The sequence below is a fragment of the Brevibacterium ihuae genome (assembly GCF_900184225.1).
GTDB classification, from domain to species: Bacteria; Actinomycetota; Actinomycetes; order Actinomycetales; family Brevibacteriaceae; genus Brevibacterium; species Brevibacterium ihuae.
The window spans coordinates 511,808-534,497 of sequence record NZ_FXWZ01000003.1; the positions used below are offsets into that span (position 1 = coordinate 511,808).

The 22,690-nt window shown below is 72.1% G+C and carries 21 protein-coding genes; 4 read left to right on the plus strand and 17 right to left on the minus strand.

The window, feature by feature from the left end:
• Nucleotides 1-32: 32 nt before the first annotated feature.
• The gene (locus C1A17_RS07720; protein WP_101652405.1) at nucleotides 33-2,384 is read left to right on the plus strand and encodes a DEAD/DEAH box helicase; all 2,352 of its coding nucleotides are present in this window, start codon (nucleotides 33-35) and stop codon (nucleotides 2,382-2,384) included.
• Nucleotides 2,385-2,533: 149 nt separating this feature from the next.
• On the opposite strand, the gene C1A17_RS07725 is transcribed toward C1A17_RS07720, so the two are convergent.
• The 9 genes from C1A17_RS07725 to C1A17_RS14160 all read right to left on the minus strand — a co-directional run bounded on the left by C1A17_RS07725 (nucleotide 2,534) and on the right by C1A17_RS14160 (nucleotide 11,246).
• On the minus strand, nucleotides 2,534-2,968 hold the full coding sequence (locus C1A17_RS07725; protein WP_342750303.1) for an Rv3654c family TadE-like protein: 435 nt from the start codon (nucleotides 2,966-2,968) through the stop codon (nucleotides 2,534-2,536).
• Entirely contained in the window at nucleotides 2,965-3,315 is a 351-nt protein-coding gene (locus C1A17_RS07730) for a TadE family type IV pilus minor pilin (RefSeq protein ID WP_101652420.1), read from the minus strand. Before C1A17_RS07730 ends, C1A17_RS07725 begins: the two co-directional genes overlap by 4 nt.
• 4 nt (nucleotides 3,316-3,319) lie before the next feature.
• Complete coding sequence (locus C1A17_RS07735) at nucleotides 3,320-3,583, minus strand: DUF4244 domain-containing protein (protein WP_101652422.1); 264 nt, start codon at nucleotides 3,581-3,583, stop codon at nucleotides 3,320-3,322.
• A gap of 429 nt (nucleotides 3,584-4,012) precedes the next feature.
• Nucleotides 4,013-4,435, minus strand: coding sequence for a type II secretion system F family protein (locus tag C1A17_RS14155; protein ID WP_180953244.1), 423 nt, complete (start codon nucleotides 4,433-4,435; stop codon nucleotides 4,013-4,015).
• Nucleotides 4,436-4,758: 323 nt separating this feature from the next.
• On the minus strand, nucleotides 4,759-5,442 hold the full coding sequence (locus C1A17_RS07750) for a type II secretion system F family protein (RefSeq protein ID WP_101652424.1): 684 nt from the start codon (nucleotides 5,440-5,442) through the stop codon (nucleotides 4,759-4,761).
• Entirely contained in the window at nucleotides 5,439-6,596 is a 1,158-nt protein-coding gene (locus C1A17_RS07755) for a TadA family conjugal transfer-associated ATPase (protein WP_101652426.1), read from the minus strand. Before C1A17_RS07755 ends, C1A17_RS07750 begins: the two co-directional genes overlap by 4 nt.
• Entirely contained in the window at nucleotides 6,593-7,747 is a 1,155-nt protein-coding gene (ssd, locus tag C1A17_RS07760) for a septum site-determining protein Ssd (protein ID WP_101652428.1), read from the minus strand. The genes C1A17_RS07755 and ssd overlap by 4 nt, the downstream gene beginning before the upstream one ends.
• A 137-nt stretch (nucleotides 7,748-7,884) precedes the next feature.
• Entirely contained in the window at nucleotides 7,885-8,727 is an 843-nt protein-coding gene (locus tag C1A17_RS07765) for a Fic family protein (protein ID WP_101652430.1), read from the minus strand.
• 2 nt (nucleotides 8,728-8,729) lie between these two features.
• A complete protein-coding gene (locus C1A17_RS14160) occupies nucleotides 8,730-11,246 on the minus strand; it encodes a hypothetical protein (RefSeq protein WP_180953245.1) in 2,517 nt (838 codons plus the stop codon).
• A 419-nt stretch (nucleotides 11,247-11,665) separates the two neighbouring features.
• On the opposite strand from C1A17_RS14160, the gene acs reads away from it, so the two are divergent.
• Nucleotides 11,666-13,636, plus strand: coding sequence for an acetate--CoA ligase (gene acs, locus C1A17_RS07775; RefSeq protein WP_101652432.1), 1,971 nt, complete (start codon nucleotides 11,666-11,668; stop codon nucleotides 13,634-13,636).
• Nucleotides 13,637-13,771: 135 nt separating this feature from the next.
• Complete coding sequence (locus C1A17_RS07780) at nucleotides 13,772-14,179, plus strand: phage holin family protein (protein WP_101652433.1); 408 nt, start codon at nucleotides 13,772-13,774, stop codon at nucleotides 14,177-14,179.
• A gap of 81 nt (nucleotides 14,180-14,260) precedes the next feature.
• Here the strand turns inward: C1A17_RS07780 and C1A17_RS07785 are convergent, their stop codons facing one another.
• Nucleotides 14,261-14,965 carry an NUDIX hydrolase gene (locus tag C1A17_RS07785; RefSeq protein ID WP_101652435.1) on the minus strand — a complete coding sequence of 235 codons (705 nt, stop codon included), beginning with the start codon at nucleotides 14,963-14,965 and terminating at the stop codon, nucleotides 14,261-14,263.
• A complete protein-coding gene (gene nth / locus C1A17_RS07790; RefSeq protein ID WP_101652437.1) occupies nucleotides 14,962-15,744 on the minus strand; it encodes an endonuclease III in 783 nt (260 codons plus the stop codon). The genes C1A17_RS07785 and nth overlap by 4 nt, the downstream gene beginning before the upstream one ends.
• A 191-nt stretch (nucleotides 15,745-15,935) precedes the next feature.
• Here nth and C1A17_RS07795 point away from each other — a divergent pair, with 191 nt between their 5' ends.
• Nucleotides 15,936-16,613, plus strand: a complete 678-nt coding sequence (locus C1A17_RS07795) for a Crp/Fnr family transcriptional regulator (RefSeq protein ID WP_101652439.1) — start codon at nucleotides 15,936-15,938, stop codon at nucleotides 16,611-16,613.
• A 252-nt stretch (nucleotides 16,614-16,865) separates the two neighbouring features.
• On the opposite strand, the gene C1A17_RS07800 is transcribed toward C1A17_RS07795, so the two are convergent.
• The 6 genes from C1A17_RS07800 to C1A17_RS07820 all read right to left on the minus strand — a co-directional run bounded on the left by C1A17_RS07800 (nucleotide 16,866) and on the right by C1A17_RS07820 (nucleotide 22,632).
• Nucleotides 16,866-17,591 (minus strand): MBL fold metallo-hydrolase, encoded by a 726-nt coding sequence (locus C1A17_RS07800; protein WP_245873578.1) that lies wholly within the window; start codon nucleotides 17,589-17,591, stop codon nucleotides 16,866-16,868.
• Nucleotides 17,592-17,695: 104 nt separating this feature from the next.
• Nucleotides 17,696-18,667, minus strand: coding sequence for an NUDIX hydrolase (locus C1A17_RS14165; protein ID WP_180953246.1), 972 nt, complete (start codon nucleotides 18,665-18,667; stop codon nucleotides 17,696-17,698).
• The gene (locus C1A17_RS07810) at nucleotides 18,654-19,133 is read right to left on the minus strand and encodes a RidA family protein (protein WP_101652443.1); all 480 of its coding nucleotides are present in this window, start codon (nucleotides 19,131-19,133) and stop codon (nucleotides 18,654-18,656) included. The genes C1A17_RS14165 and C1A17_RS07810 overlap by 14 nt, the downstream gene beginning before the upstream one ends.
• 22 nt (nucleotides 19,134-19,155) lie before the next feature.
• Nucleotides 19,156-19,311 carry a Sp36 family protein gene (gene sp36 / locus C1A17_RS14170; protein WP_175406797.1) on the minus strand — a complete coding sequence of 52 codons (156 nt, stop codon included), beginning with the start codon at nucleotides 19,309-19,311 and terminating at the stop codon, nucleotides 19,156-19,158.
• Between the two features lie 65 nt (nucleotides 19,312-19,376).
• Nucleotides 19,377-21,716 carry a transglycosylase domain-containing protein gene (locus C1A17_RS07815; RefSeq protein WP_101652445.1) on the minus strand — a complete coding sequence of 780 codons (2,340 nt, stop codon included), beginning with the start codon at nucleotides 21,714-21,716 and terminating at the stop codon, nucleotides 19,377-19,379.
• Nucleotides 21,717-21,804: 88 nt separating this feature from the next.
• Nucleotides 21,805-22,632, minus strand: coding sequence for a metallophosphoesterase (locus C1A17_RS07820; RefSeq protein WP_101652447.1), 828 nt, complete (start codon nucleotides 22,630-22,632; stop codon nucleotides 21,805-21,807).
• Nucleotides 22,633-22,690: the final 58 nt, after the last annotated feature.

A 22,690-nucleotide genomic window follows, 5' to 3' on the forward strand; every position in this document is an offset into this window, starting at 1 on the left:
GCTCCCTCCGAAGGCGTGGGAGAATGTGCGCCATGCCCGACTCCCGCTCCCTGCTCCTCGATCTCGTGGGCGATTTCGGGGCACGCGAGGATCGGATCCGGCACATCGAGCACTTCCCGGCCCGCGCCGGCACCACCGCCGACTGGCCGGAATGGGCCGACGCCGAGGTGGTCTCCGCTCTCCGGTCGACCGGCATCGACCGGCCGTGGACGCACCAGGTGGCGGCCGCCGACCTCGCCCATTCCGGGCAGGACGTCGTCATCGCGAGCGGCACTGCGTCCGGCAAGTCCCTGGGCTTCTGGCTGCCGGTGCTCGACGCCGTAGTGCGCACCCGGGAGGAGATCCCCACGCGGGCGGCGACGACGCTCTACCTCGCGCCGACGAAAGCGCTCGCGGCGGACCAGTTCGCGAAGCTCCGCACCGTGGTGGTCCGCGGACTCCGTCCGGGCACCTTCGACGGCGACACGTCCCAGGCGGACAGGGACTGGGCGCGGAAGCATGCGAATGTCCTCTTCACCAATCCGGACATGCTCCACCGCTCGGTCCTCCCCCGGCATCCGTACTTCACCCGCTGGTTCAAGACCCTGCGCTTCATCGTCGTCGACGAGGCGCACCGATACCGCGGCGTCTTCGGGTCCCACGTCGCACTCGTCCTGCGCCGCCTCGTACGGATCGCCCGGCACTACGGGGCCGACCCGGTGATCGTCGGGGCGTCGGCGACGATGGCCGATCCGGAGGCCTCCTTCGCGCGGATCACCGGCCGCCCGGCACGTGCGGTCACCGAGGACGCCTCGCCGCGGGCGGCCGGGGACTTCGTGCTGTGGGAGCCGCCGATGATGCCCGAACCATGGGGGATGACGGACCCGGAGGGTGACGACGAGGCCGAGACGCCCGCCGCCGTGACCGACGCGAATCGGCGGAGCACGATCGCCGAGGCCACCGATCTCCTCACCGACCTCACCTGCGCGGGGTACCGCTCGATCGCCTTCATCGCCTCCCGCCGCGGCACCGAAGCCCTCGCCGAGGCGGTCCGCACCCAGGTCGGGTTGGTCGACCCCGCGCTGCCCCGCAGCGTCGCGGCCTACCGGGGCGGCTATCTGCCCGAGGAGCGCCGCCTGCTCGAGACGGGTCTGCGCACGGGCAGGCTGCGGACGGTCGCGTCGACGAATGCGCTCGAGCTCGGCATCGACATCGCCGGCCTCGACGCGGTGGTCATGGCCGGCTGGCCGGGCACGCTCGCCTCGCTGTGGCAGCAGGCCGGACGCGCCGGACGGGCCGGCCAACAGTGGGCTGCGGTGCTCATCGCCCGGGACAACCCGCTCGACACCTATGTCGTCAACCACCCCGAGGCGATCTTCGGTGCTCCGGTGGACGGTGGGGTGATCGACCCGGGCAACCCGTTCGTGCTCGCCGGCCACCTGTGCGCGGCGGCCGCGGAGATCCCCCTCTCCGAGGACGACCTGCCGCTGTTCGGCGACTCCGCCCCGGCGGTCCTCGACTCGCTCGTCGAGGCGAGGATGCTCCGCAGACGCCCGGCCGGGTGGTTCTGGGCGAAAGCGGAGCAGGCCGCGGCGCTCACCGACATCCGCGGTTCCGGCGGCGGACAGGTGAGGATCGTCGAGGAGTCGACGGGCACCCTGCTCGGCACGGTGGAGGACGCGGGAGCCCACACGCAGAGCCACACGGGAGCGGTCTACGTGCACCAGGGCCGCACCTTCGCCGTGCGCGAGCTCGACCTCGACGACCGGGTCGCCTTCGTCGAGGAGACCACCGTCGATTACACGACGCAGGCGAAGTCAGTGACCGAGATCAGCATCGAATCGACCGACCGGTCGATGACGCTGCCGTCGGGCACCCGGGTGTTCACCGGGACCGTCGAGGTTGTCGATCAGGTCGTCGCCTACCAGATGCGTCAGCAGCGCACCGGGGTCGTGCTCGCCGAGCACCCGCTCGACCTCCCGGAGCGAACCCTGCGGACCCAGGCGGTGTGGTGGACCGCCCCGCCCGAGGCGCTCGCCGAGGCCGAGGTGGGACGGGCGGACGTGCCCGGGACGGTGCACGCCGCGGAGCATGCGGCGATCGGCCTGCTCCCGCTGTTCGCCGGGTGCGACCGGTGGGACGTCGGAGGGGTGTCGACCGCGATGCACGCCGACACCGGGATGACCACGGTGTTCGTCTACGACGGGCAGCCCGGCGGGGCAGGGTTCGCGCAGCGGGGATTCGACTGCTTCGCCGACTGGCACCGGGCGACCCTCGAAGCGATCGAGTCGTGCGAATGCATCTCCGGCTGTCCCTCGTGCATCCAGTCTCCCAAGTGCGGCAACGGCAACGAGCCCCTCGACAAGGACGGCGCAGTCCGGATCCTCCGCACGATCCTGGGGTGAGCCAGGTTCCGGTGGTGAGGCCCGCACCTGGGGTGATCCGCGTTCCTCGGGCGAGCCACGTTCGCCGGCTGAGCTACCTTCCTGAGGTGAAGCCCGGGCCCTGACCCCGAGTATGACCCCGGTCGACCGGCGCGCGGCCATCACGCCGCTCACCGGCTCTGTCCCGTCGGCGATCCGGCGACCGCAGTGGCGGTGACCTTCCCCAGGGGCGCCGGCAGATCGATCTCGGTGACGACCTTCGCCGTCCCGAGGTCGGACCGAGCGATGCACTCGGTGACTTCCGCACCGCTGTGCTCAGCCGTCTGCCCGGCGACCTCGCACGGGTCTCCGGGAGTGATGCCGCGGGCGGCGTCGGCGGCCGCGATCGCGGCGAGGTCCGCTGCGGCGTCGACCCGCGCGTGGGCGAGGAAGGCCTGCGCTCCGAGGCCGAGGAGCCCCACGAGGGTGAGCGCACCCGCGCCGAGTGCGACCGCGAGCACGGTCGAGGATCCGCGGTCGCACCGCAGTCCCTCTCCTGGGGTGCACGGTGGCATCCCTGGCGCCGGGTGGTCCGTTTCCGTCCCCGGTCGAACCTGTGCGGTCATCGGATTCCCTCCGTCCGTGCGGTCGCGGTCGCGCTCACTGATTCCTGGACGAGGTGGAGGGTGTCCGGCAGCGGCACGGAGACCTCGACGGTGGTGAAACCGCCCTCGTGCCGGATGTCGATCGCCGCACCCTCCCCCGCCCGTTCCTCCGCGGACGAGCGGATCTCACGCTCCGGTTCCCCGCGAGCGGCCTCCCGCGCGGCGGACCGGGCGGCGTCGTGGGCGCGGAGCTGGGTCAGGCCGATGGTGCCGGCACCCGCGATGAGCGCGATGAGGAGCACGAGTGCGGGCATGAGCATGGCGAACTCCGCAGTCGCTGCACCGCGGTCATCGCGGGCGGCGGCCATGACCTCAGGCTCCCATTCCGAGCGCGGTGGAGATCACACCGGTGATCGCCTCGCGGATCGGATCGGACTTGAGGACGACGACGAGGAGCGCCGCGAATCCGCAGGCGGCGAGCGTGGTGATCGCGTACTCCGCGGTCGTCGCCCCGCGGTCGTCCGCCAGGGCGGTGGCGAGGGTCGCACGCTCAGGTCCGGCAGCGGCCGGAGCGCGCTCGTCCCCGTGCGGGTCGTTCGGGTGGGTGATCGTTGGGGTGTGGGCGGTGGTGTCCATCGTGGATCCTTTCCATGAGTGCCGATGGTCATCCGATCGTCTGCCGCAGTCGCACCCAGAACCAGAGGGGGTTCCGGGCTGTTGACGGTCGCGCCCGGTCCACAGGACACCGCTCGCACGGGCCGTCTGCCCTGTGACCAGTCGGCGGTCGGATGCGCGACGCAGGGCGCGATTCACGGATCGTGAATGTCTCGCTCGATGCATTCCGAGCAGCCGACCGGCGTCCGAACGGAGTGCTGGAGACCCGGGCTGCAATCAACCGGGCCTACGAGCTCGCGAGCAGCTGAGCCCGCGAGCCGTGACTGGCCGGAACTGCGCTCCGTCGCCTGTTCGACCAGTGCCGGAGAGGCCCAGCGATACCCACAACGCGGCCGGGCCGCTATCGCCACCTGGGAAAACCTCGTCATACCCGCACCTCGGTCGGCCCGGTCATCCGAACAGCACAGACATGTCATCGACGAGGCCGAGGACCACCGGAACCACACCGAGGAGAAGGAACGCCGGGAGGATGCACACCCCGAGCGGCACGACGAGCTCGACGCCGAGTCGCGCGGCGGCAACCTGCCTCCGCCGATGTTCGGACCTGCGGAGGTCGCCGGCGAGACCGCGGAGCAGCGGAGCGAGGGCGACGCCGGTGGACCGGGAGAACAGCACGAGCCGGCCCACTGAAGCGAGCTCGGGGTTCGAGTCGTCGATCTCCCCGAGCGCCAGCGACCGGCCGAGCCGATCAAGCCCCGTCCGGTCCCCGCCCGCCGCAGCGGCGAGGGAGAGCGCGCGCTCGGTCGGCAGTCCCGTCTGCAGACAGATCGAGACGAGGTCGAGGTCGAAGGCGAGCGCGTCCACCGCGCTCATCGTCGCGGTCCCCGGCCGAGCTGCGTTATGCCCGATCGCCGTACCTCCCGTACCTACCATGCTGCTCGTGACGCCGGAGGTCGCAGCACCGCCTCCGGCCGCATCGCCATGCCGGTCCGCGGCACCACCCCGGGGCGCAGCACCGCCCGCGATCGCTGAACCACCCGGCACGCGCTCGGCCGCAACTCCGGTCGGCCGACCTCCCCCAGGCACCTGACCCCGACCGGCCGGCAGCAGCGCGCGGAGACGCTCATCGGGGCCGAGATCGAGGAGCCACCATCCGATGCCCACGAGGACCCCGGCCGCCACGACGAGGAGCACGCTCATGCCGTCGCCCTCCGGAGCAGGGTCCGCATCCACATTCGGCCCGTGAGGAGCAGGACGACTCCCCCGCCGAGGCTCACCAGTCCGGGCACGGTGCCGAGGAGCGCGACCAGATCGGTGCCGATGAGAAGCCCCAGACCGAGCGACAGCAGCGGGAGCCAGGTGAGGACCCGCACCGTCGCGGCCGGTCCGGCGAGCGCCACGGCACGCTCCCGCGCGGCGTCGGACTTCTCGCGGCACGTGTCGCCGTAGCGGGAGAGCATGTCGGCAGCCGGGGCACCGGCCGTCTCCGCGACGAACCATACGGCGGCCATCCCGTCGAACACCTCGGCGGCGGAGGGCGGGAGATCCCCCAGGTGACGACGGATCGCATCGTGCGGCGGGTCCCCGAGCTCGAGCGAGCGACCCATCCGCTGGAGGGTCCGGGCGAGCACGGGGTCGGCGGCGAGCTCCGCGAGCCGACCCATGACGACTGCCGGCGGCATCCCGACCCGCAGGAGCTCCGCTGCGCGGTCGACGACCGCGACCGCCTCGGCCTGCCGGTCCTCGTCGGTCAACCGCCGCCGAGGCGGAACCGGCGTCCCCGTCCTCGGGGCCGTGAGCGCGCGCAGGCGCCGGGTGGGCGCCGAGTCGAGGAGCAGCCAGGCACCTGCGGCGACGAGCACCCCGATGAGCCACGTCATGACGCCGCACGCTGCTCGAGCAGGCCGCGCACCGTGGCGACCCCGTCGTCGGCGTACCCGTGCGCCGAGTCCCACACCCCGACCATGTCGATCCGGGTGTCGGCATCGGCGACGGGGACCGCGATCTGATCGATCCGGCGGCGGGTGCCATCCCGGCGCACGTGGATGACGAGGTCGATCGCGGTCGACATCTGCGAGCGGACCGCCACCGGACTCATCCCGGCGAGCGCCCCGAGCGCCTCGAGCCGGGCGGTCACGGCCCTCGCGGTGTTCGCGTGGATCGTCGCGCACCCGCCCTCGTGCCCGGTGTTGAGCGCGGTGAGCATGTCCCGGACCTCCGCGCCGCGGCACTCGCCGACGACGAGCCGGTCCGGTCGCATCCGCAGCGCGTTGCGCACGAGGTCGGTCATCGCGACCTCGCCGACCCCTTCGACGTTGCTCTGCCGGGCGGCGAGCTGGACGACGTGCGGATGGGCGATGAGGAGCTCGCGCGAGTCCTCGACCACGAGGAGCCGCTGGTCGGCCGCGACCTCGGAGAGGAGAGCCCCGAGCAGGACGGTCTTGCCCGACCCGGTCCCGCCCGAGATGAGGAAGTTCGCGCGCCGCGCCAGCACTTCGCGGAGGAGCTCGTGGACCTCGGCGGGCACGAACCCGTCGGCGAGCAGCTCCTCGAGCCGGAACCCCGCCGCGCGCGGGACGCGGAACGACAGCACGGTGGTGTCCCCCGACAGCGGCGGGATGACCGCGTTGAGCCGCACCCCGTCGGGCAGCCGGACGTCGACGAGCGGGCTCGAGTCGTCGAGCCTCCTCCCGCCCAGCCCGGCGAGCCGGACGGCGAGCGCCCGCACATCGGACTCGGTGCCGAGCGAGATCGGCACCGGTTCGAGACCCTCGCCGCGGTCGGCCCAGATGTCGCGCGGACCGTTGACGAACACATCGGTGGTGCCGGGTGCGTCGAGCAGCGGCTGCACCGGCCCGGCACCGGCGAGCTGCGCGGAGATCCGTGCGACGAGCTCGAGCAGAGCGCCCGCTCCGAGAACCCGCCCCGTGCGCTGCACGGCGGTCGCCACGGCCGAGGCGGTCACCGGGCCCGGGTTCTCGAGGAGGTGGTCGCGCACCTCGGCGATGAGGGCGGGTTCGATCCATTCGCTCATCGCGCGCCCCCGTCCGCGGCGAGGAACCGATCCATCGCTCCCCCGCGCCCGCTCGAACCGAAGCCGACCGTCCCGCGCCCGGTCGAACCGAAACCGCCTGAATCGTGACCGGTTGGCCCGAGCGTGGGGCCGCCGGCGTCTGCGGCGAGGAGGTCGGTGAGGAGGCCGTCGGCGAACCGGGCGAGCCGCGTCCGCCCGGCCGGGATCCCCTCGCCGCGGTCGATCCGGGACGCGAGGCCGGAGTCGTCGACGAGGGTGCCGAGCAGTTCGAGCCCGATGGTGTCGGCGACGAGGTGCGGGTCGAGACCGGAGCGGTCGGTCTCGCGGACGACGAGTCGCACAGCCGGGTGAACCTCCGACAGCCTCCGGGCCACCCGGGCGGCGGCGACCGCGGCGCGCACGCGGGCGGGGGTGACGAGCACGAGGTGGTGGCAGGCCCGCGCCCACGCGGCCGGGGCGTGGCGCGGCAGATCGACGACGACGAGGTCGAAGGCCTGCTGGGCGGCGGTGAGCACCGCGTCGAACACCTCCTCGGCGAGCTCCTCCCGGCCGTCGCGGTCCCAGGACAGGATCGCGAGGTCGTCGAACCGCGGGAGCGCCTGGGTGAGGGTGGACGGCCGGAGCCGGCCCTTCGAGGCGGTGAGCGCCGGCCAGCGCAGCCCGGGGATGTCCTCGCACCCGAGCACGAGGTCGAGCCCGCCGGCGAGCGGGTCGGCATCGAGGAGCACGGTGGGTCGCGCGTCCCCGGCCGCCTGCCGAGCGAGCGCGCAGGCGAGCACCGAGGCGCCCGCTCCCCCGGATCCCGCGACCACGCCCACGGTGGTCGCCGGGGCGGCCGGGGGTTCGACGGCGGTGATCATCCGCTGGGTGAGCCATTCGGCGGCCGCCGGCAGGAGCGCGACGTGGTCAGTGCCGAGCCGCGCGGCGTTCGCCCACGCGTCGTGGGCCTCGGCCGGGGCGATGAGCACCGTCGGGACGCCGACCGCACGCGGTGGTTCGACGACGTCCTCGCCGAGCAGGATGAGCACCGCGCCCTGCCAGCCGCCGGACTGCGGGGCGAGCACATCGAGGGTGATGCCGATGCTGTCGGCGATCGCGGCGCAGTGGTCGACGAGGCTGGGGAGCTGCGTGAGCAGGGCGATGCGGGGCATGCCCCCAGGGTGCGCCCCACGTCCTCACCGGAACGGATCGGATGCGGGTCTGGGGATGACGAGGGTCGGCCGGCCACCCGGTGACCTGAGGACGCGGATCGGTGACCTGAGAACGACCGACAGGCCTTCGTCCCTGGTCAGATGTTCTTCGGGATCTTCCCGGACTGGACGGCCTGGCACACCATCCGGCCTTCTCCGGCACCCTTCTCCACAGCTGTGGCGCACGAGACGATCCACCCGGGCACGTCGGTGCCCGAGGTGTACGCCGCCCCGCCCTGGCCGTAGCCCTGGACGTCGGAGAGGAACGCCGCCTCGGGGACGCCCACCCCGGTGGGGTCGACGCCGGAGGACACGAGCTGGATGCGGAACAGTGCACGGGCGATGAGCCCGTTGCCGATGACGAACGGTCGCAGCGCGATGATCTCGCCCTGGAGGATCGCCGCGACGACGAGGCCGGGGAGCGTGGGGTCGGCGAGCAGCGCATCGAGCTGACCGAGCCGGTCGACGAGCTCCTCCGGGCCGGGTGCCGGAGGCAGTCCGCCGAGGTCGCCGGGGACCTCCCCGGTGAGCCGGGGTCGGCCGAGCTGTTCCTCCGGCACGAGCCCGGCACCCGCCGCGAGCGAGAGCTTCGAGAGGATGTGGGCCGTGCCGCCGCGGAGCGCATCGGGCTTCTCCGCGTGCTCCTGGGCGACCGCGGCCACCCGGACCGCGGCGGACAGCTGGGTCCCGGACATGTCGTCGGGCACCTCGCGCCCGGCGCCGATGACCTCGCGGACGTAGGCGATCGGGTACCGCGCGCCCTCGAGCGCGGACGAGGAGCGGGCGGCCCGCACGGTGGCCTCGGCGCGGCACTCGGGCATGCGCTTGCGCAGCGCATTGTGCCAGCGGAGCTCCGTGCACGCGTTGCGCGCCCGGGTCACAGCCTCGTCCACGGGGTCGAGGGCGGCCAGGGCGCGCAGCGCGGAGCCGAGCTCACTCATGCTCAGCCACGCTGGATGCCCTCGATGTTGCGGAGGATCCCCTCGCGGCCGTCGCTGTTGCGGACGGTGAACTCCGTGCCGCGGTCGGCCAGCGCGAGGAACCACTCGCCGGGGGTGACGGTGAACGCCGAGGCGCCCGTCGCCGGATCGACGGCGTCGCGCGGCTCGGGGACCGCGAACCAGAACGCCTGGTGGGCGGCCGGCTGGGCCGCGCCCTGGGCCCCGCCGTGCGCGTCGGAACCGGACGCCTGCGGGTCAGCGGTCGCAGCGTTCGCAGCGGATCCGCCGGTCGCGTCCGCGTCCTCGATGCGGGTGAAGCCCTTCTCCGAGTAGTCGAAGGCCTTGAACCACTGCGTCGGCTCCTCGGCGGCATCGCGCTGCGCCTGTCCCGAGGCGCCGGGCTTCTCCCAGCCCTCGCGGCCGGCGTCGACGTCCGATCCGGCTGAGGCGGACCCGGCGACCGGTCCGGCGGACCGGTCGTCCGCGCCGGAACCGGGGAGGTCGGCGGCCGACATCATCATCGTCTCCTCGCCGGCGTCGCGGTCGTCGGACACCACCGGTGCCTCGGCGGTCGCGCCGAGGCCATCCCAGTCGGCACCGGTCCCCGCGGTCGTCGATTCGGAGGAGCTGGCGGCAGCGCCCTCGGCGTTGGTGCCCTCGGCCGTGCCCGAGGTCGTCGCGTCCGCGTCGGCGGCGTCGGAGCCGTCCTGCTCGGTGGTGGATTCCGCAGTCGTGGATTCCGCGGAGCCGGCAGCAGCGCCTTCAGCGATGGTGCCCTCAGCCGTGCCCGAGGTCGCGGCATCCGCATCCGCATGAGCAGAGCCGACCTGCCCGGTCTCGTTGCGTGCGTCATCGCCGTTGGTCCGCTCGCCGTCGGCCTCCGCAGTCGAGTCGGTGGCCGAAGCGCCGAACGCGGGCGCCTGCTGGGCGGCATCGTCCTCGACGGCGGCGTCGCGGGTGAATCCGCCGGACATGAAGGCCTGGGTCGGCTCGTTCTGGGCGTGGGCCGGCGCCTCGGCGCTGCGGCGACCGAGGTAGGCCTGGTCGTCGCCCGACACCTGCTGGCGCGAGGCGTCAGCGTCGCGCTCATCCGATCCGCCCGCTGCGGCGGCACCGAGGGCCGCACCGGCCATCCCTGCCCCCGCGGCTGCGCCGAACCCGGCCGCGGTCGAGCCGTGCGCGCCGGCGGCATCGGCGGGACGGTCGTCGCCGGTCTGCGCGCCGTAGCCCTGCGGGGCGGAGCCGTACTGCTGCTGGGCGCCGTACTCCGGCCCCGTCTGCTCGGAGCCGTAGCCCTGGGGCGCGGAACCGTACGCGGGCTGCCCGGAGCCGTAGCCCTGAGGCGCCGAACCGTACGCCGGCTGCCCGGAGCCGTAGCCCTGCGGCGCCGAGCCGTGGCCCTGGGCCGCCGCAGCGTCCTGACCGACGCTCTGACCGGGCTGACCCGCGGCACCATACCCCTGCGGGGCAGAGCCGTACCCCTGCGGGGCGGAGCCGAATCCCTGGCCGTCGTTGCCGTACCCCTGCGGGGCGGAGCCGTACTGCCCGGCACCCTGGCCGTGCGCCGCTGCCGCACCCGCCGACGCGCTACGGGTGACGGGGCGGGCCTTGGGGTGCGCGGGCACCTCGGCGCGGGAGGTGAACTCGGAGCCGAGGAACGGGATCATCGTGAACACCCCGGCGAAGACAGCGATGAGCGAGCCGAAGAAGGCGAAGAATCCGCCGACGTGGAAGTGCTGCACCGTGGTGATGAGAATGAGGAAGTTCGTGGCGAAGGCCACCGCAGTGAGCACGGAGATGAGCTGGTCCGGGCTGAGCGATCCGATCCGCTGCGGGAATCCGCGGACGACCTTGTTGAGCAGGGTGAGGACGCCGGCCGCGAGGATCGTGAGCATTCCGAGGACGAGCCACAGTAGGGAGAAGGCGCTCCAGCCCCACACCCAGGATCGGCTGCCGGAGTCGATCCCGAAGGAGGAGCCGAAGTCGAAGCCGAGCACCGGGGTCACCATCGCGATGAAGGCGAAGAGCGCGGAGACGAGGAGGAGGATGTCGCGCAAGGTGAGCGGACCGATGATCCCGGCACCGGGCTTCTTCTCCTTGGCGGGCGCCTGTCCGTACCCGGGCTGGCCGTAACCGGACTGTCCGTACCCGGCCGCGGCGGCGGGCTGCGACGCCGAGTACGGGTCGGACTGGACGGCGGGCTGGGAGCCGTAGGCGCCGGGCTGGGAACCATAGGGCTGTCCCGGTCCGGAGCCGTACTGACCGGCCGGCTGAGAGCCGTACACCTGCCCCGGCTGCGAGCCATACTGGCCGGCCGGCTGGGAGCCGTATGCCTGGCCCGGCTGCGCACCGGGGTCCTGCTGGCCGGCGGACTGCGAACCGTAGGGTCCGGGCTGGGAGCCGTAGGGTCCGGGCTGGGAGCCGTAGGGTCCGGGCTGGGGAACGCCGGAACCGCCGAACTGACCGGGCTGCTGGCCCCACTGCGGCTCGGAGCCGGAGGGCGGGTAGGGGGTGCTCATCGTTCCAAACTCCTTCGGAGGCTCCCGGCGGCCGTGTTCGGCACCGGACTGTTCACGCTCACATCCTGACAAACTCACCCGAGTCTTGCACACCGATCCCAAGCTCCTCCTGCCCGCGCGCCTCCCCGGACCAGGTCCCTGCGGAGCGGACTCGATCGACCCTGGTGGGCCCGGTCGGCCGAGAAGAGCCCGGTCACCGGGTCGAGCGCGGCCCACCGAGGCCGACCCAGCCCGGCGGAGTGCGGGCGCACGCCGCCGGCCCGCGGGGACTAACCCGACCCATCGGACCCGGCCCGGCAGCGGGCCGGTGGGCTTAACCCGGAGCCGGTGATCGTTGTACAGTGCGAACGTGCCCGGCAAAGCCGCCGGGCGTGAGCGCGGCTCCGCACGCAGCCTCACTCTCACCGCCGGAGGGAAACATGACGAACGCGACATCGCAGGACCAGCCGCACGGTACGGAGCGGACCTTCGAGCCGAGCCCGGAGTTCAGCGCGCAGGCGAATGCGAGCGCCGCGCTCTACGACGAGGCCGCCGCCGACCGCCTGGGATTCTGGGCGAAGCAGGCCCGTGAGCTCCTCTCCTGGGACACCGACTTCACCGACACCCTCGACTGGTCGAACCCGCCCTTCGCCCACTGGTTCGTCGGCGGGAAGCTCAACGTCGCGTACAACTGCGTCGACCGCCATGTCGAGGCAGGCCACGGCGACCGGGTCGCGATCCATTTCGAGGGCGAGCCCGGCGATACCCGTTCGATCACCTATGCCGACCTCCAGGCCGAGGTGAGCCGTGCGGCGAACGCGCTCGCCGCCCTCGGCGTCGCGCAGGGCGACCGCGTCGCGATCTACCTCCCGATGATCCCCGAGGCGGTGATCTCGATGCTCGCGTGCGCGCGCCTCGGCGCCGCGCACTCCGTGGTGTTCGGCGGGTTCTCCGCCGACGCGCTGCACTCCCGCATCCTCGACGTCGAGGCCAAGGTCGTCATCACCGCCGACGGCGGCTACCGGCGCGGCAACCCGTCCGCCCTCAAGCCTGCGGTCGACGAGGCGCTCGCATCCGGGGACACCCCGGTCGAGAAGGTGCTCGTCGTCCGCCGCACCGGCGAGGACGTCGCCTTCGATGCCGAGCGCGACCTCTGGTGGGACGAGGCGCTCGCCGCTCAGCCCGACACCCACGTGTGGGAGGCGTTCGACTCCGAGAACCCGCTCTTCGTCCTCTACACCTCGGGCACCACGGGCAAGCCGAAGGGCATCCTCCACACCTCCGGCGGCTACCTCACGCAGAACGCCTTCGCGATGCGCACGGTGTTCGACATCAAGCCCGAGACCGACGTGTTCTGGTGCACCGCCGACGTCGGCTGGGTGACCGGACACTCCTATGTCGCCTACGGCCCCCTCGCCGCCGGCGCCACCCAGGTGATGTACGAGGGCACCCCGGACAGCCCGCACCGCGGCCGCTGGTGGGAGATCGTCGCGAAGTACGGCGTCACCATCCTCTACACCGCGCCCACCGCGATCCGGACGAGCATGAAGTGGGGCGACGACATCCCCGCTGAGCACGACCTGTCGAGCCTCCGACTCCTCGGCAGCGTGGGCGAGCCGATCAACCCCGAGGCGTGGACCTGGTTCCGGCGGGTCATCGGCGGCGACCGCTGCCCGATCGTCGACACCTGGTGGCAGACGGAGACCGGCGCGCACATGATCGCCCCGCTGCCCGGGGTCATCGCGACGAAGCCCGGCTCCTCGCAGCGGGCGATCCCCGGGGTCTCGGTCGAGATCGTCGACGACGAGGGGAACGCGGTGGGCAGGGACGTCCCCGGCCTCCTCGTCATCCCCGAGCCGTGGCCGGCGATGCTCCGCGGCATCTGGGGCGACCCACAGCGCTTCAAGGACACCTACTGGTCCCGGTTCGAGAGCATGTACTTCGCCGGCGACGGCGCGCGCTACGACGAGGACGGCGACATCTGGTTCCTCGGCCGCGTCGACGACGTGATGAACGTATCCGGGCACCGGCTGTCGACCGCGGAGATCGAGTCCGCGCTCGTCTCGCACGACGCCGTCGCGGAGGCGGCGGTCGTCGGAGCGCAGGACGAGACCTCGGGCCAGGCGGTCGTCGCATTCGTCATCCTCCGCGGCGGGGTCACGCAGTCGGACGACACGGCGGCCGAGCTGCGGGCGCACGTCGGCCACGAGATCGGTCCGATCGCCAAGCCCAAGCGGGTCCACATCGTCGAGGAGCTGCCGAAGACGCGCTCGGGCAAGATCATGCGCCGCCTCCTCAAGGACCTGGCGGAGAACCGCGAGGTGGGCGACGCGACGACGCTCGCCGACTCGTCGGTGATGGACACGATCTCCCACTCGGTCGCCGGGGAGAAGTCCTCCGACGCCGGCTGACCCGCGCTCGCCCGGCTGTCCGGGCGGCTGCACGGCTGTCCGGCGCCCGCCCGGCCCTCCGAGTGGTCGCACGGCCGGGCGAGCGACTAGTCTAGGATCATTGCGTACGTTCGCACCGAATTCTAAGGAGCCTCCATGCCCGAGCGGTCGATTTCCCAGCTCATCAAGGACATCAAGGCGGATTCCCAGGCTCTCGCCCAGGAGGAGTCCGCGCTCGCGAAGTCGGAGATCCAGACCGGCGCCAAGAACCTCGGCATCGGTGCCGGGCTCGCCGGGGCCGGGGTATTCCTCCTCTTCCTCGCCTCGATCATGGCGGTCTTCGCCGGTGCGGCGGCCTTCCACGAGGGCCTCGGATGGCCGTGGTGGGGCAGCTTCCTCATCGTGTTCGGCATCCTCGCGCTCATCGCGCTCATCCTCGTCGCGATCGCGATCCCGCTGTTCAAGAAGGGCAACCCGACGCCCACCTCGGCGATCAACGGCGGCAAGTCCGCGGTCGAGGCGATCAAGCGCTCGCTCACCAACCCGAGCGGCCCCCGCTACTGACCTCCGGCGGCCCCGCCCTGCGGGTCCGTCACCGATGCAGAATCCTGTCGTCCCACCTCGGGACGGCAGGATTCCGTCGTCTCAGAAGTCGATGTGGATGTACGCGTCGCGGTCCCAGGGACGCGCCCAGCCGAGCTCGTCGAGGGCGTACTCGAGCAGCCCGGCGGTGAATCCCCACACCCGTAGCACGCCGACGTCGAACGCCGGAGTCGAATAGGCCCGGTCCGGGGGCGCGAAGGTGCCGCGGTTGGCCGGTGCGACGAGATCGGCCACCGGCACCCGGTACACGCGGGAGGACTCCCCGTGATCGACGACGCGGACGTCCGAGGGGTTCTCCCACCACGCGATGACCGGGGTGACGTCGAAGCGGCTGACCGGGATGAAGAGCGGGTCCATCGTGCCGACGACGTCGATCCCGGCGGGGTCGAGCCCGGTCTCCTCCTCCGCCTCGCGGAGGGCCGCCGCGACCGCGTCCGCGTCCTCGGGATCCTGTCCGCCGCCGGGGAAGGCGACCTGGCCCGGATGGTGGCGCAGGGTCGAGGCGCGCTGGAGCAGGAGCACGTCGACGTCGTCGATACCGAGCTCGGCCAGCCGCGCCGACTCCTCGCGACCGGCCGCCGTGCGCGCGGTCAGTCCGCGCCCGAACAGCATGAGGACCGACGCCTCGCGGACGATCTCGTGGGGCTGGGCGTGGCGGCGGCGCAGCCACTGCTCGCTCCCCATCGACCCCGGGAGCACCTCGAGCGCGGTGCGGGCGGGATCCGGCGTGCGCTCGACCGCGGTCATGACTCTCCTCCGCGGGTGCTCGCCGAGCGCCGCGCCGCGGCGGCCTGGACGGCGGTCTCGGTGCGCACGATCGTCTGCGCCCGCTCCGGATCCGGTTCGCCGGTGCCGAAGCTCGGGCACTGGCGGGCGAGCGGGCAGGCCCCGCACGCCGGGGTGCGCGCATGGCAGATGCGCCGGCCGTGGAAGATCAGGCGGTGCGAGAGCATCGTGAGGTCCCGCGCCGGATACAGGGCCGCGACCTCGCGCTCGACCGCGACGGGGTCGGTCTGCGCGGTGAGGCCCAGGCGACGGGACAGCCGGCCCACGTGGGTGTCGACAGTGAGACCGGGCACCCCGAAGGCGTTGCCGAGGACGACGAGCGCGGTCTTGCGGCCCGTGCCCGGCAGGGCGACGAGGGCGCCGAGGTCGGCCGGCACCTCGCCGTCGTGGTCCTCGACGAGATCGCGGGCCAGGGCGACGATGTTGCGCGCTTTCGCCCGGAAGAACCCGGTGGGGCGGATGATCTCCTCGACGGCGGGGAGATCGGCGGCGGCGAGCGCGCGAGCGTCCGGATACGCGGCGAACAGGGCGGGGGTGACCTCGTTGACCCGCACGTCGGTGGTCTGCGCGGAGAGCACCGTGGCGACGAGGAGCTGGAACGGGGTCGCGAAGTCGAGTTCGCACCCGGCGTCGGGGTGCGCCTCGGCGAGGATCCGCCCGATCTTCCGTGCGCGGCGGGTCCGACCCAGGGGCGTCTCCCGGGAGAACCTCCGCGCGCTCTTCTCCGCAACCGTCAGCACGCTCCCCAGCTTAGGTCACCGCGCGCGGGGCGTCGCGGCGGATCCGGTAGGAGCGCCCCGGGGAGTTCCGGCGCGCGGGTGCCCCGGCTGAGCAGCGCGGGGCGTCGCGGCGAACCGGTCGGCCCGATTCCCTTCCGATTCCGGTCCCACCCTGTAGATTTGAGGACGAAGGCACCGACAGGAGGAGACCAGTGGACATCGAAGTAGTGCGGAATGCGAGCCTGTTCAACGGGCTCGATGACGAATCGACCAGCGCGCTGGTGAAGATCATGAAGCCGCGCAGCCTGCGCCGCGGCACCGCGCTGTTCCACGAGGGCGACGCCGGCGACGAGCTCTACATCGTGTCGACCGGCAAGCTCAAGATCGGCCGCGAATCGCCCGACGGCCGGGAGAACCTGCTCAGCGTCGTCGGTCCCGGGGAGATCATCGGCGAGCTCACGCTGTTCGATCCGGGCAAGCGCTCGACCACCGCCACCGCGGTGTCCCAGACCGAGCTGCTCAGCCTCAAGCACGACGACCTCATGGCCTGGCTCGAGGAGCGACCGCAGGCCGCGATGAACCTGCTCCGCGCGCTCGCCCAGCGCCTCCGCCGGACGAACGACATCGTCGGTGACCTCGTGTTCTCCGACGTCCCCGGGCGCGTCGCGAAGTCCCTGCTCGACCTCTCGGAGCGGTTCGGCAAGCAGGCGCCCGACGGCACCCTCGTCGCCCACGACCTCACCCAGGAGGAGCTCGCCCAGCTCGTCGGCGCCTCGCGCGAGACGGTGAACAAGGCGCTCGCCGACTTCGCCGCCCGCGGCTGGCTGCGCCTCGAGGCGCGCGCGGTCGTCATCCTCGACGCCGACCGGCTGCGCAACCGCGCCCACTGAGCCGCCGCCTCTGCGCCGGTACCTCCGCGTCGCTGCATGAGGCGATCACCTCGTCGCGCCTCGGCCTGAGGCGCTTACCCCGTTGCGCTTCGTCGCGCCTCGGCCGAACGGCCGCGGTCCCCGACCCGGCGTAACCGGTCGAGATCGCGGAGCCGGATCGCCGCGAGCGCTCCGGGGAGATCCCTTGAAACAGCAATTTCCGAAGGTTCCACGCTCAGGAACCTTCGGAAATTGCTATTCAAGGGCAGTTGGTCAGGTGGGTGGGTGGTCGAGGTACTCGAGCTGGGCCCGGACGATCTGCAGCGCCGCGCCGCGGACGTTGTCCGGCACATCGCTGTAGACGATGTCGCGCACCTCCTCCGCGGTGCTCGCACCGGATTCGAGGGCGGCGCGGACCTGGTCGATGCGCTCCTGCCGGTGCGAGGCGTAGTACGCGAGCACCGCGGCGGGATCCTCGATGGTCGGCCCGTGGGCGGGCTCGATGACCTCGACCCGGCCGTCGTCGACGAGACCGCGGAGCGCGGCGATGCTGTCGAGGTAGTCACGCAGCGAGCCCTCGGGATGGGTGACGACGGTGGTCCCGTGTCCGAGCACGGTGTCCCCGGAGTACAGGGTCGTGCCGTGGAGCAGACTGATGCTGTCCGCGGTGTGACCGGGGGTGGCGACGACCTCGACGGCGTCCTCGGGCGCGGATCCGAACGCGATCCGGTCGCCGTGCTCCACGAGCGCGGTGTGCCGCGCGAAGCGCTCGAGCACGGCGTGGACGGGCACCTCGGGCGCCCAGGAGCCGATCGATCCGAGCATCTCCGAATGATCGGCGTGCTGATGGGTGAGCACAATCGCGCGCAGCTCGCGGTCGCCGATCGCTGCGAGGAACGCCTCCCGGTGCTCGGCGAGCTCCGGACCGGGGTCGATGAGCAGCGCGCTGGTGTCGTCGGCGGAGACGAGCACATAGGTGTTCGTCCCGTCGAGGGTCATGGGTGAGGGATTGTCGGCCTGGATTCGCATCGTGTTTCTCGTCGTCGAGGGCGGGCGCGGGTGCGTTCCAGTCTAGCGACCGGCGGGTGCGCCGGGCAGACGTCTCACGCGCCGGCCTCGTCGACGACCGGTTCCTCCTCGTCGTCCCCGACGAGCGACACCGAATCCTCGTCGGTCTCGGGTTCGGGTTCCTCCGGCGCGTGGGGGCGCAGCGCCTCGCGGTCGGAGGGCTCACCGGGCGGACGGACCGTGACCCACCACGCATCGTCGTGGCGGACGATCTCCGGGCAAACCGGACGCAGATCGCGCACCCGGGCCATCGCGGCCCCCACTGTGGGGACCTCCGCGAGGCCCTCGCACACGAGGCGCGTCGCGACCGAGATGTGGTCCGAGGCCGACGGCCCGGTCGCCTCGAGCACCTCGGCCGGCGTCATCCAGCCGCCCCACGAGTCGTTGCGCGACCGGAACTCGAGCGCCTGCACGTGCGGGAGCGCGGCGACGAAGAAGACCGTGTCGAAGCGACGCAGCTGCCAGGGCGTGTTGATCCAGCGGAGCCAGGGGTGGAGGAGGTCCGGCCGGAAGCGCAGGCTCCGGTCGTCGAGGAACTGAGGGAGGGAGAGCCGGCCGTCGGCGAGCTCGGCGCGGTCGTCGTCCCAATCGGGGGCGTCCGCCGTGGTCACCACGCGGCCGTCGAGGTCCTCAGCGAGGAGGATCCCGGTGGTGAGGAGCGCGGCGCGGGCGGTGGCCGCGAAGTATCCGAGCGCGCGCCCGCCGGCGCTCATGCCGAGCTGGGCGGCGCACTTCTCCGGCGACCACCCGGCGAGGGGCAGGCGACGCAGGTCGCTCGCGGAGAGCTCGACGGTCGGGAAGGACCAGCGGTTGCGCTCGACGTTGCCGCGGACGTCCGACTGCCGGGTGACGAAGAGCTGCACCCCGGCGGCCGTATCGCGCACGAGCACGACCGCGGCCGCCGGGGTGGGCGTGTCGGGATGCGGAGGACGGTCTCCGGCGGCGAACAGCGTGAGCAGTCGCTCGAGCTCCGCCGAGACCGGGAACTCCCGCTCAGACCGTGGCATCCACCTGGCGGGTCCGGACGATGAGCTCGATCTCCACCGGGGTGTCCATCGGCAGGGCCGCGACGCCGACCGCGCTGCGCGCGTGGGCACCGCGCTGACCGAACACCTCGTGGAGGAACTCCGAGGCGCCGTTGATGACCTTGGGCTGGTCGGTGAAGTCCGGGGTCGAGTTGACGAAGCCGGTGACCTTGACGACCTGGTCGACGTTGTCGAGGTCGCCGATGACCGACTTGATCGCGGCGAGCGCATTGAGCGCGGCGATCCGGGCGGCGTCGTAGCCGGTGTCGATGTCGACCTCGGCGCCGATCTTGCCCTTGACGGCCAGGCGGCCGTCGACGATCGGCAGCTGTCCGGACGTGTAGACGTAGCCGTCGGACTGCAGGGCGGGCACGTAGGCGCCGGCGGGCGCGGCGACCTCGGGGAGGGTGTGGCCGAGTTCGGTGAGCTGGGTCTCGATGCGGGTCACGGGAGTCTCCTTCTCGTCGACGTCACTGCTTGGGGCGCTTGAGGTAGGCCACGAGGCCGTTGTTGTCCGGACCGGGGATGACCTGGACGAGCTCGTAGCCGTCCTCACCCCACTGGTCGAGGATCTGCTTGGTCGCGTGCACGATGAGCGGCACGGTGACGTATTCCCACTTCTGCATCGGTCGGGTCTGCCTTTCGGTCGGGTGTGCGCGACGGTCAGCCGCGCGGTGGTCCAGCGGCCGGTTCAGCCGCCGATGGCCGGGGCGAGATCGTTGTCCCCCTCGTCCTCCGGCGGTGCGGGCTCCGGCTCCGGTTCGGGCTCGGGCGCCGGCGCGGGTGCGTCGTTCCCGCCGCGGTCGGGTGCCGGACGGTTGTTGCTCGTGCCGCCTCCGCCGCCACCGCCGCCGGAGCGTCCGCGGGGACGGGTCTCGGTGCCGCTGCCGCCGCCGGATCCGCCGCCGCGCATGATCGAGGGATCGGGACGGGCGAAGGACGTGTTGCCCTCGGTGTGCTTGACGGCCTCGCGCATGTAGGCCTGCCAGGTCTTGCCGGAGAACGTCGCACCGTAGACGAAGCCGCGCACCTTGCCCTTGCGGTTCTTCCGCCAGTCCATGCTCTTGTCCGGGTGGCCGGTCCACACCGCGGTCGAGATCGACTTGGTGAACCCGGCGAGCCACGTGTGGCCGACCTCGAAGTTCGTCGTTCCGGTCTTCGCGCCGGCCGGCTTGCCGATCGACAGCGACGAGGTGGTGCCGCCGTTGAAGGTCTGGGTCAGTGCGTAGGCGACGCCCTCGGCGACCTTCTCGTCGAGCACTTCGCGGCAGTCCGCGTTCGGGATCTCGACGTCCTCGCCGTTGCGGTCGGTGATGCCGGTGATCGGCGTCGGACGGCAGTAGGTGCCGCCGGAGGCGAACACCGCGTAGGCGCTCGCGAGGTCGATCGGGGCGACCTCGACGCTGCCGAGCACGGAGGAGGGCAGGAGCGCGAGGGTGAGGCCGTCCTCGGTCGTGGCGTCGAGCGGCTCGCCGGTGCCGTACTTGAGCCCCATGTCCATGGCGGTCTTCATGGTCCCGCACATGTTGAGCTGGTTGGCCATCGCCGCGTAGCCGGTGTTGACCGAGCTCTTCGTCGCCTGGAGGGCGGTCATGCTCGAGTTGCCCTTGCCGTCGCCGGCGTTGTTCGGGTTCCAGGTCGAGCCGTTGTTGTCGCATCCGTCGTACTTCCACGACCCGGCTGCGTACTCGCGCTTGCTGCCGTTGACGGTGGTGTTGAGGCTCTTGCCCTCCTTGAGCCACTCGGTGAGCACGAAGGGCTTCCACGTCGATCCGACCTGGAAGCCGTTGGCCCCGTTGTGCTTGCGGTCGACGTTGTAGTTGATCTGGGTGTCCGAGCCCTTCTCGCCCTCGGTCACGGTGTAGTTGCGGTTCTGGGCCATCGCCATGACCTGGCCGGTGCCGGGCTCCACCGACACGATCGAGTGGCCGGCGCCGGAGGCGTCGCCGACCGGGATCCGCTTCTTGACCGCCTTGTCGGCCTCCTCCTGGATCTCCGGCTGGATGGTCGTCCGGATCTCCAGGCCGCCGCGCTGGAGGAAGTTCACGCGCTCCTCGTCGGTCTCGCCGAAGGCCGGGTCGGTCTCGATGACCCGCTGCACGTAGTCGCAGAAGTACGCCATGTTGCCGGCGGCCGCGCAGCCGTTCGGCGTGGTGTGGATGTCGAGGTCGAGACCGGAGTCGACCGCCTCGTCGTACTCCTCCTGGGTGATCTTCTCCTGGTCGAGCATGAGGCCGAGCACGACGTTGCGGCGCTCGATCGTCTGCTCCTCGAAGCGCTCGGGGTTGAATGCCGAGGGGTTCTTGACGATTCCGGCGAGCATCGCGGACTGCTGGATGTTCAGCTCGCTCGCGGACTTGCCCCAGTAGCGGTAGGCGGCTGCTTCGACGCCGTACACGTTCGGGGATCCGGAGTAGTTGTTGATGTTGAGGTAGCGGTTGAGGATCTCGTCCTTCGAGTACTTGTTCTCCACCGCGACGGCGAGCTTGGCCTCTCGGAGCTTGCGCGCGTAGCCCGCGGTGCCCTCGCTCTCCTTGGCCGCGTCGACGCCCTCGGCATTGCCGACGGCGTGGGCGTTCTCGGCGAGCACGTTCTTGACGTACTGCTGCGTGAGCGTCGATCCGCCCTGGGTCTCGTCGGAGAGGAGGTTGTGGACGACGGCGCGGGCGATGCCCTGGATGTCGACTCCGCTGTGCTCGTAGAAGCGGGCGTCCTCGACCGCCACCGTCGCGTCGCGCATCTCCTGCGAGATGTCCTCGAGCCCGACCTCGCGGCGGTTCTGCCAGTAGAAGGTCGCGATCTCCGAGCCGTCGGCGGCGAGCATGCGCGACTGCTCGGCGAGCGGACGCTCCTCGAGTTCGGCGGGCAAAGCGTTGAATACGTCGACCGCGGTCTCCGCGCCGGCAGAGGCGACGCCGACGGACGGGATCGCCAGACCGGCCCCGACCACTCCCGCGATCACGCTGACCGCGATGAATTGGAACCAGGCCCTGATCTTGTTCTGCTGGAGATCTGACGCAGGAGACACCATGCCCGCAATGATAGCGAAGCGGGCATGCGGAGTCTTTCAGCCCGCGCCCAGCAGTTTCGCGGGTTCCCGGGCCGGGACTCCCCCGGACTCAGGCGGTGCGGGGGACGAGTTCGAGGAGGGTCACCTCGGGCGGGCACGCGAACCGGGCCGGGGCGAACGGCGAGAAGCCGAGCCCGGCGGACACGTGGACGGGGACGCCGAGGTGGTCGAACACGCCGCGCGCCCGGGTCCGGTCGAGGTCGCAGTTGGTCACCGGCGCGCCCCAGAAGGGGATCCGGAGCTGCCCGCCGTGGGTGTGGCCGGCACAGACGAGGTCCGCCCCGGCCCGGGCGAAGGCGTCGAGGGTCCGCAGGTAGGGGGCGTGGGTGACGCCGATGCGCAGGTCGGCCTCGGGGTCGAACGCGGGGTGGTCGGCGGTGATCCCGTCGCGATCCATATGGGCGTCGCCGAGACCGGAGAGCGACAGCCGCACGCCGTTGACGGTGAGTGCGGCGTTCCGGTTGTCGAGCAGCGACCAGCCGCGGGACGACAGCGCCTCGACGAGCTCCCGGGTGGGCAGGGGCTGCGGAGGCCGCTCGTCCTCGATCTCCGAGGGGCCGAGCAGGTACCGCGCCGGGTTCTTGGCCTGCGGGGCGAAGAAGTCGTTCGAGCCGAGCACGAACACGCCGGGGACGTCGAGCAGCTCGCCGTAGGTGTCGACGACGGCGGGCACGATCGGGGCGGACAGGTTGTCCCCGGTGTTGACGACGAGGTCGGGCTCGAGCGCCGCGAGACCCCGCACCCACCGCATCTTGTGCCGCTGCCACGGCGCGAGGTGGAGATCGGACAGGTGGAGCACCCGCAGCGGCACCGACCCGGCCGGCAGCACGGCGAGCCGGTGGCGGCGGATCCGGAACAGGTGCGGTTCGACGCCCATCGCCCACACCGCACCGGCAGCACCCAGAGCGGCGGCGCCGGCGGCGGCGATGCCGAGG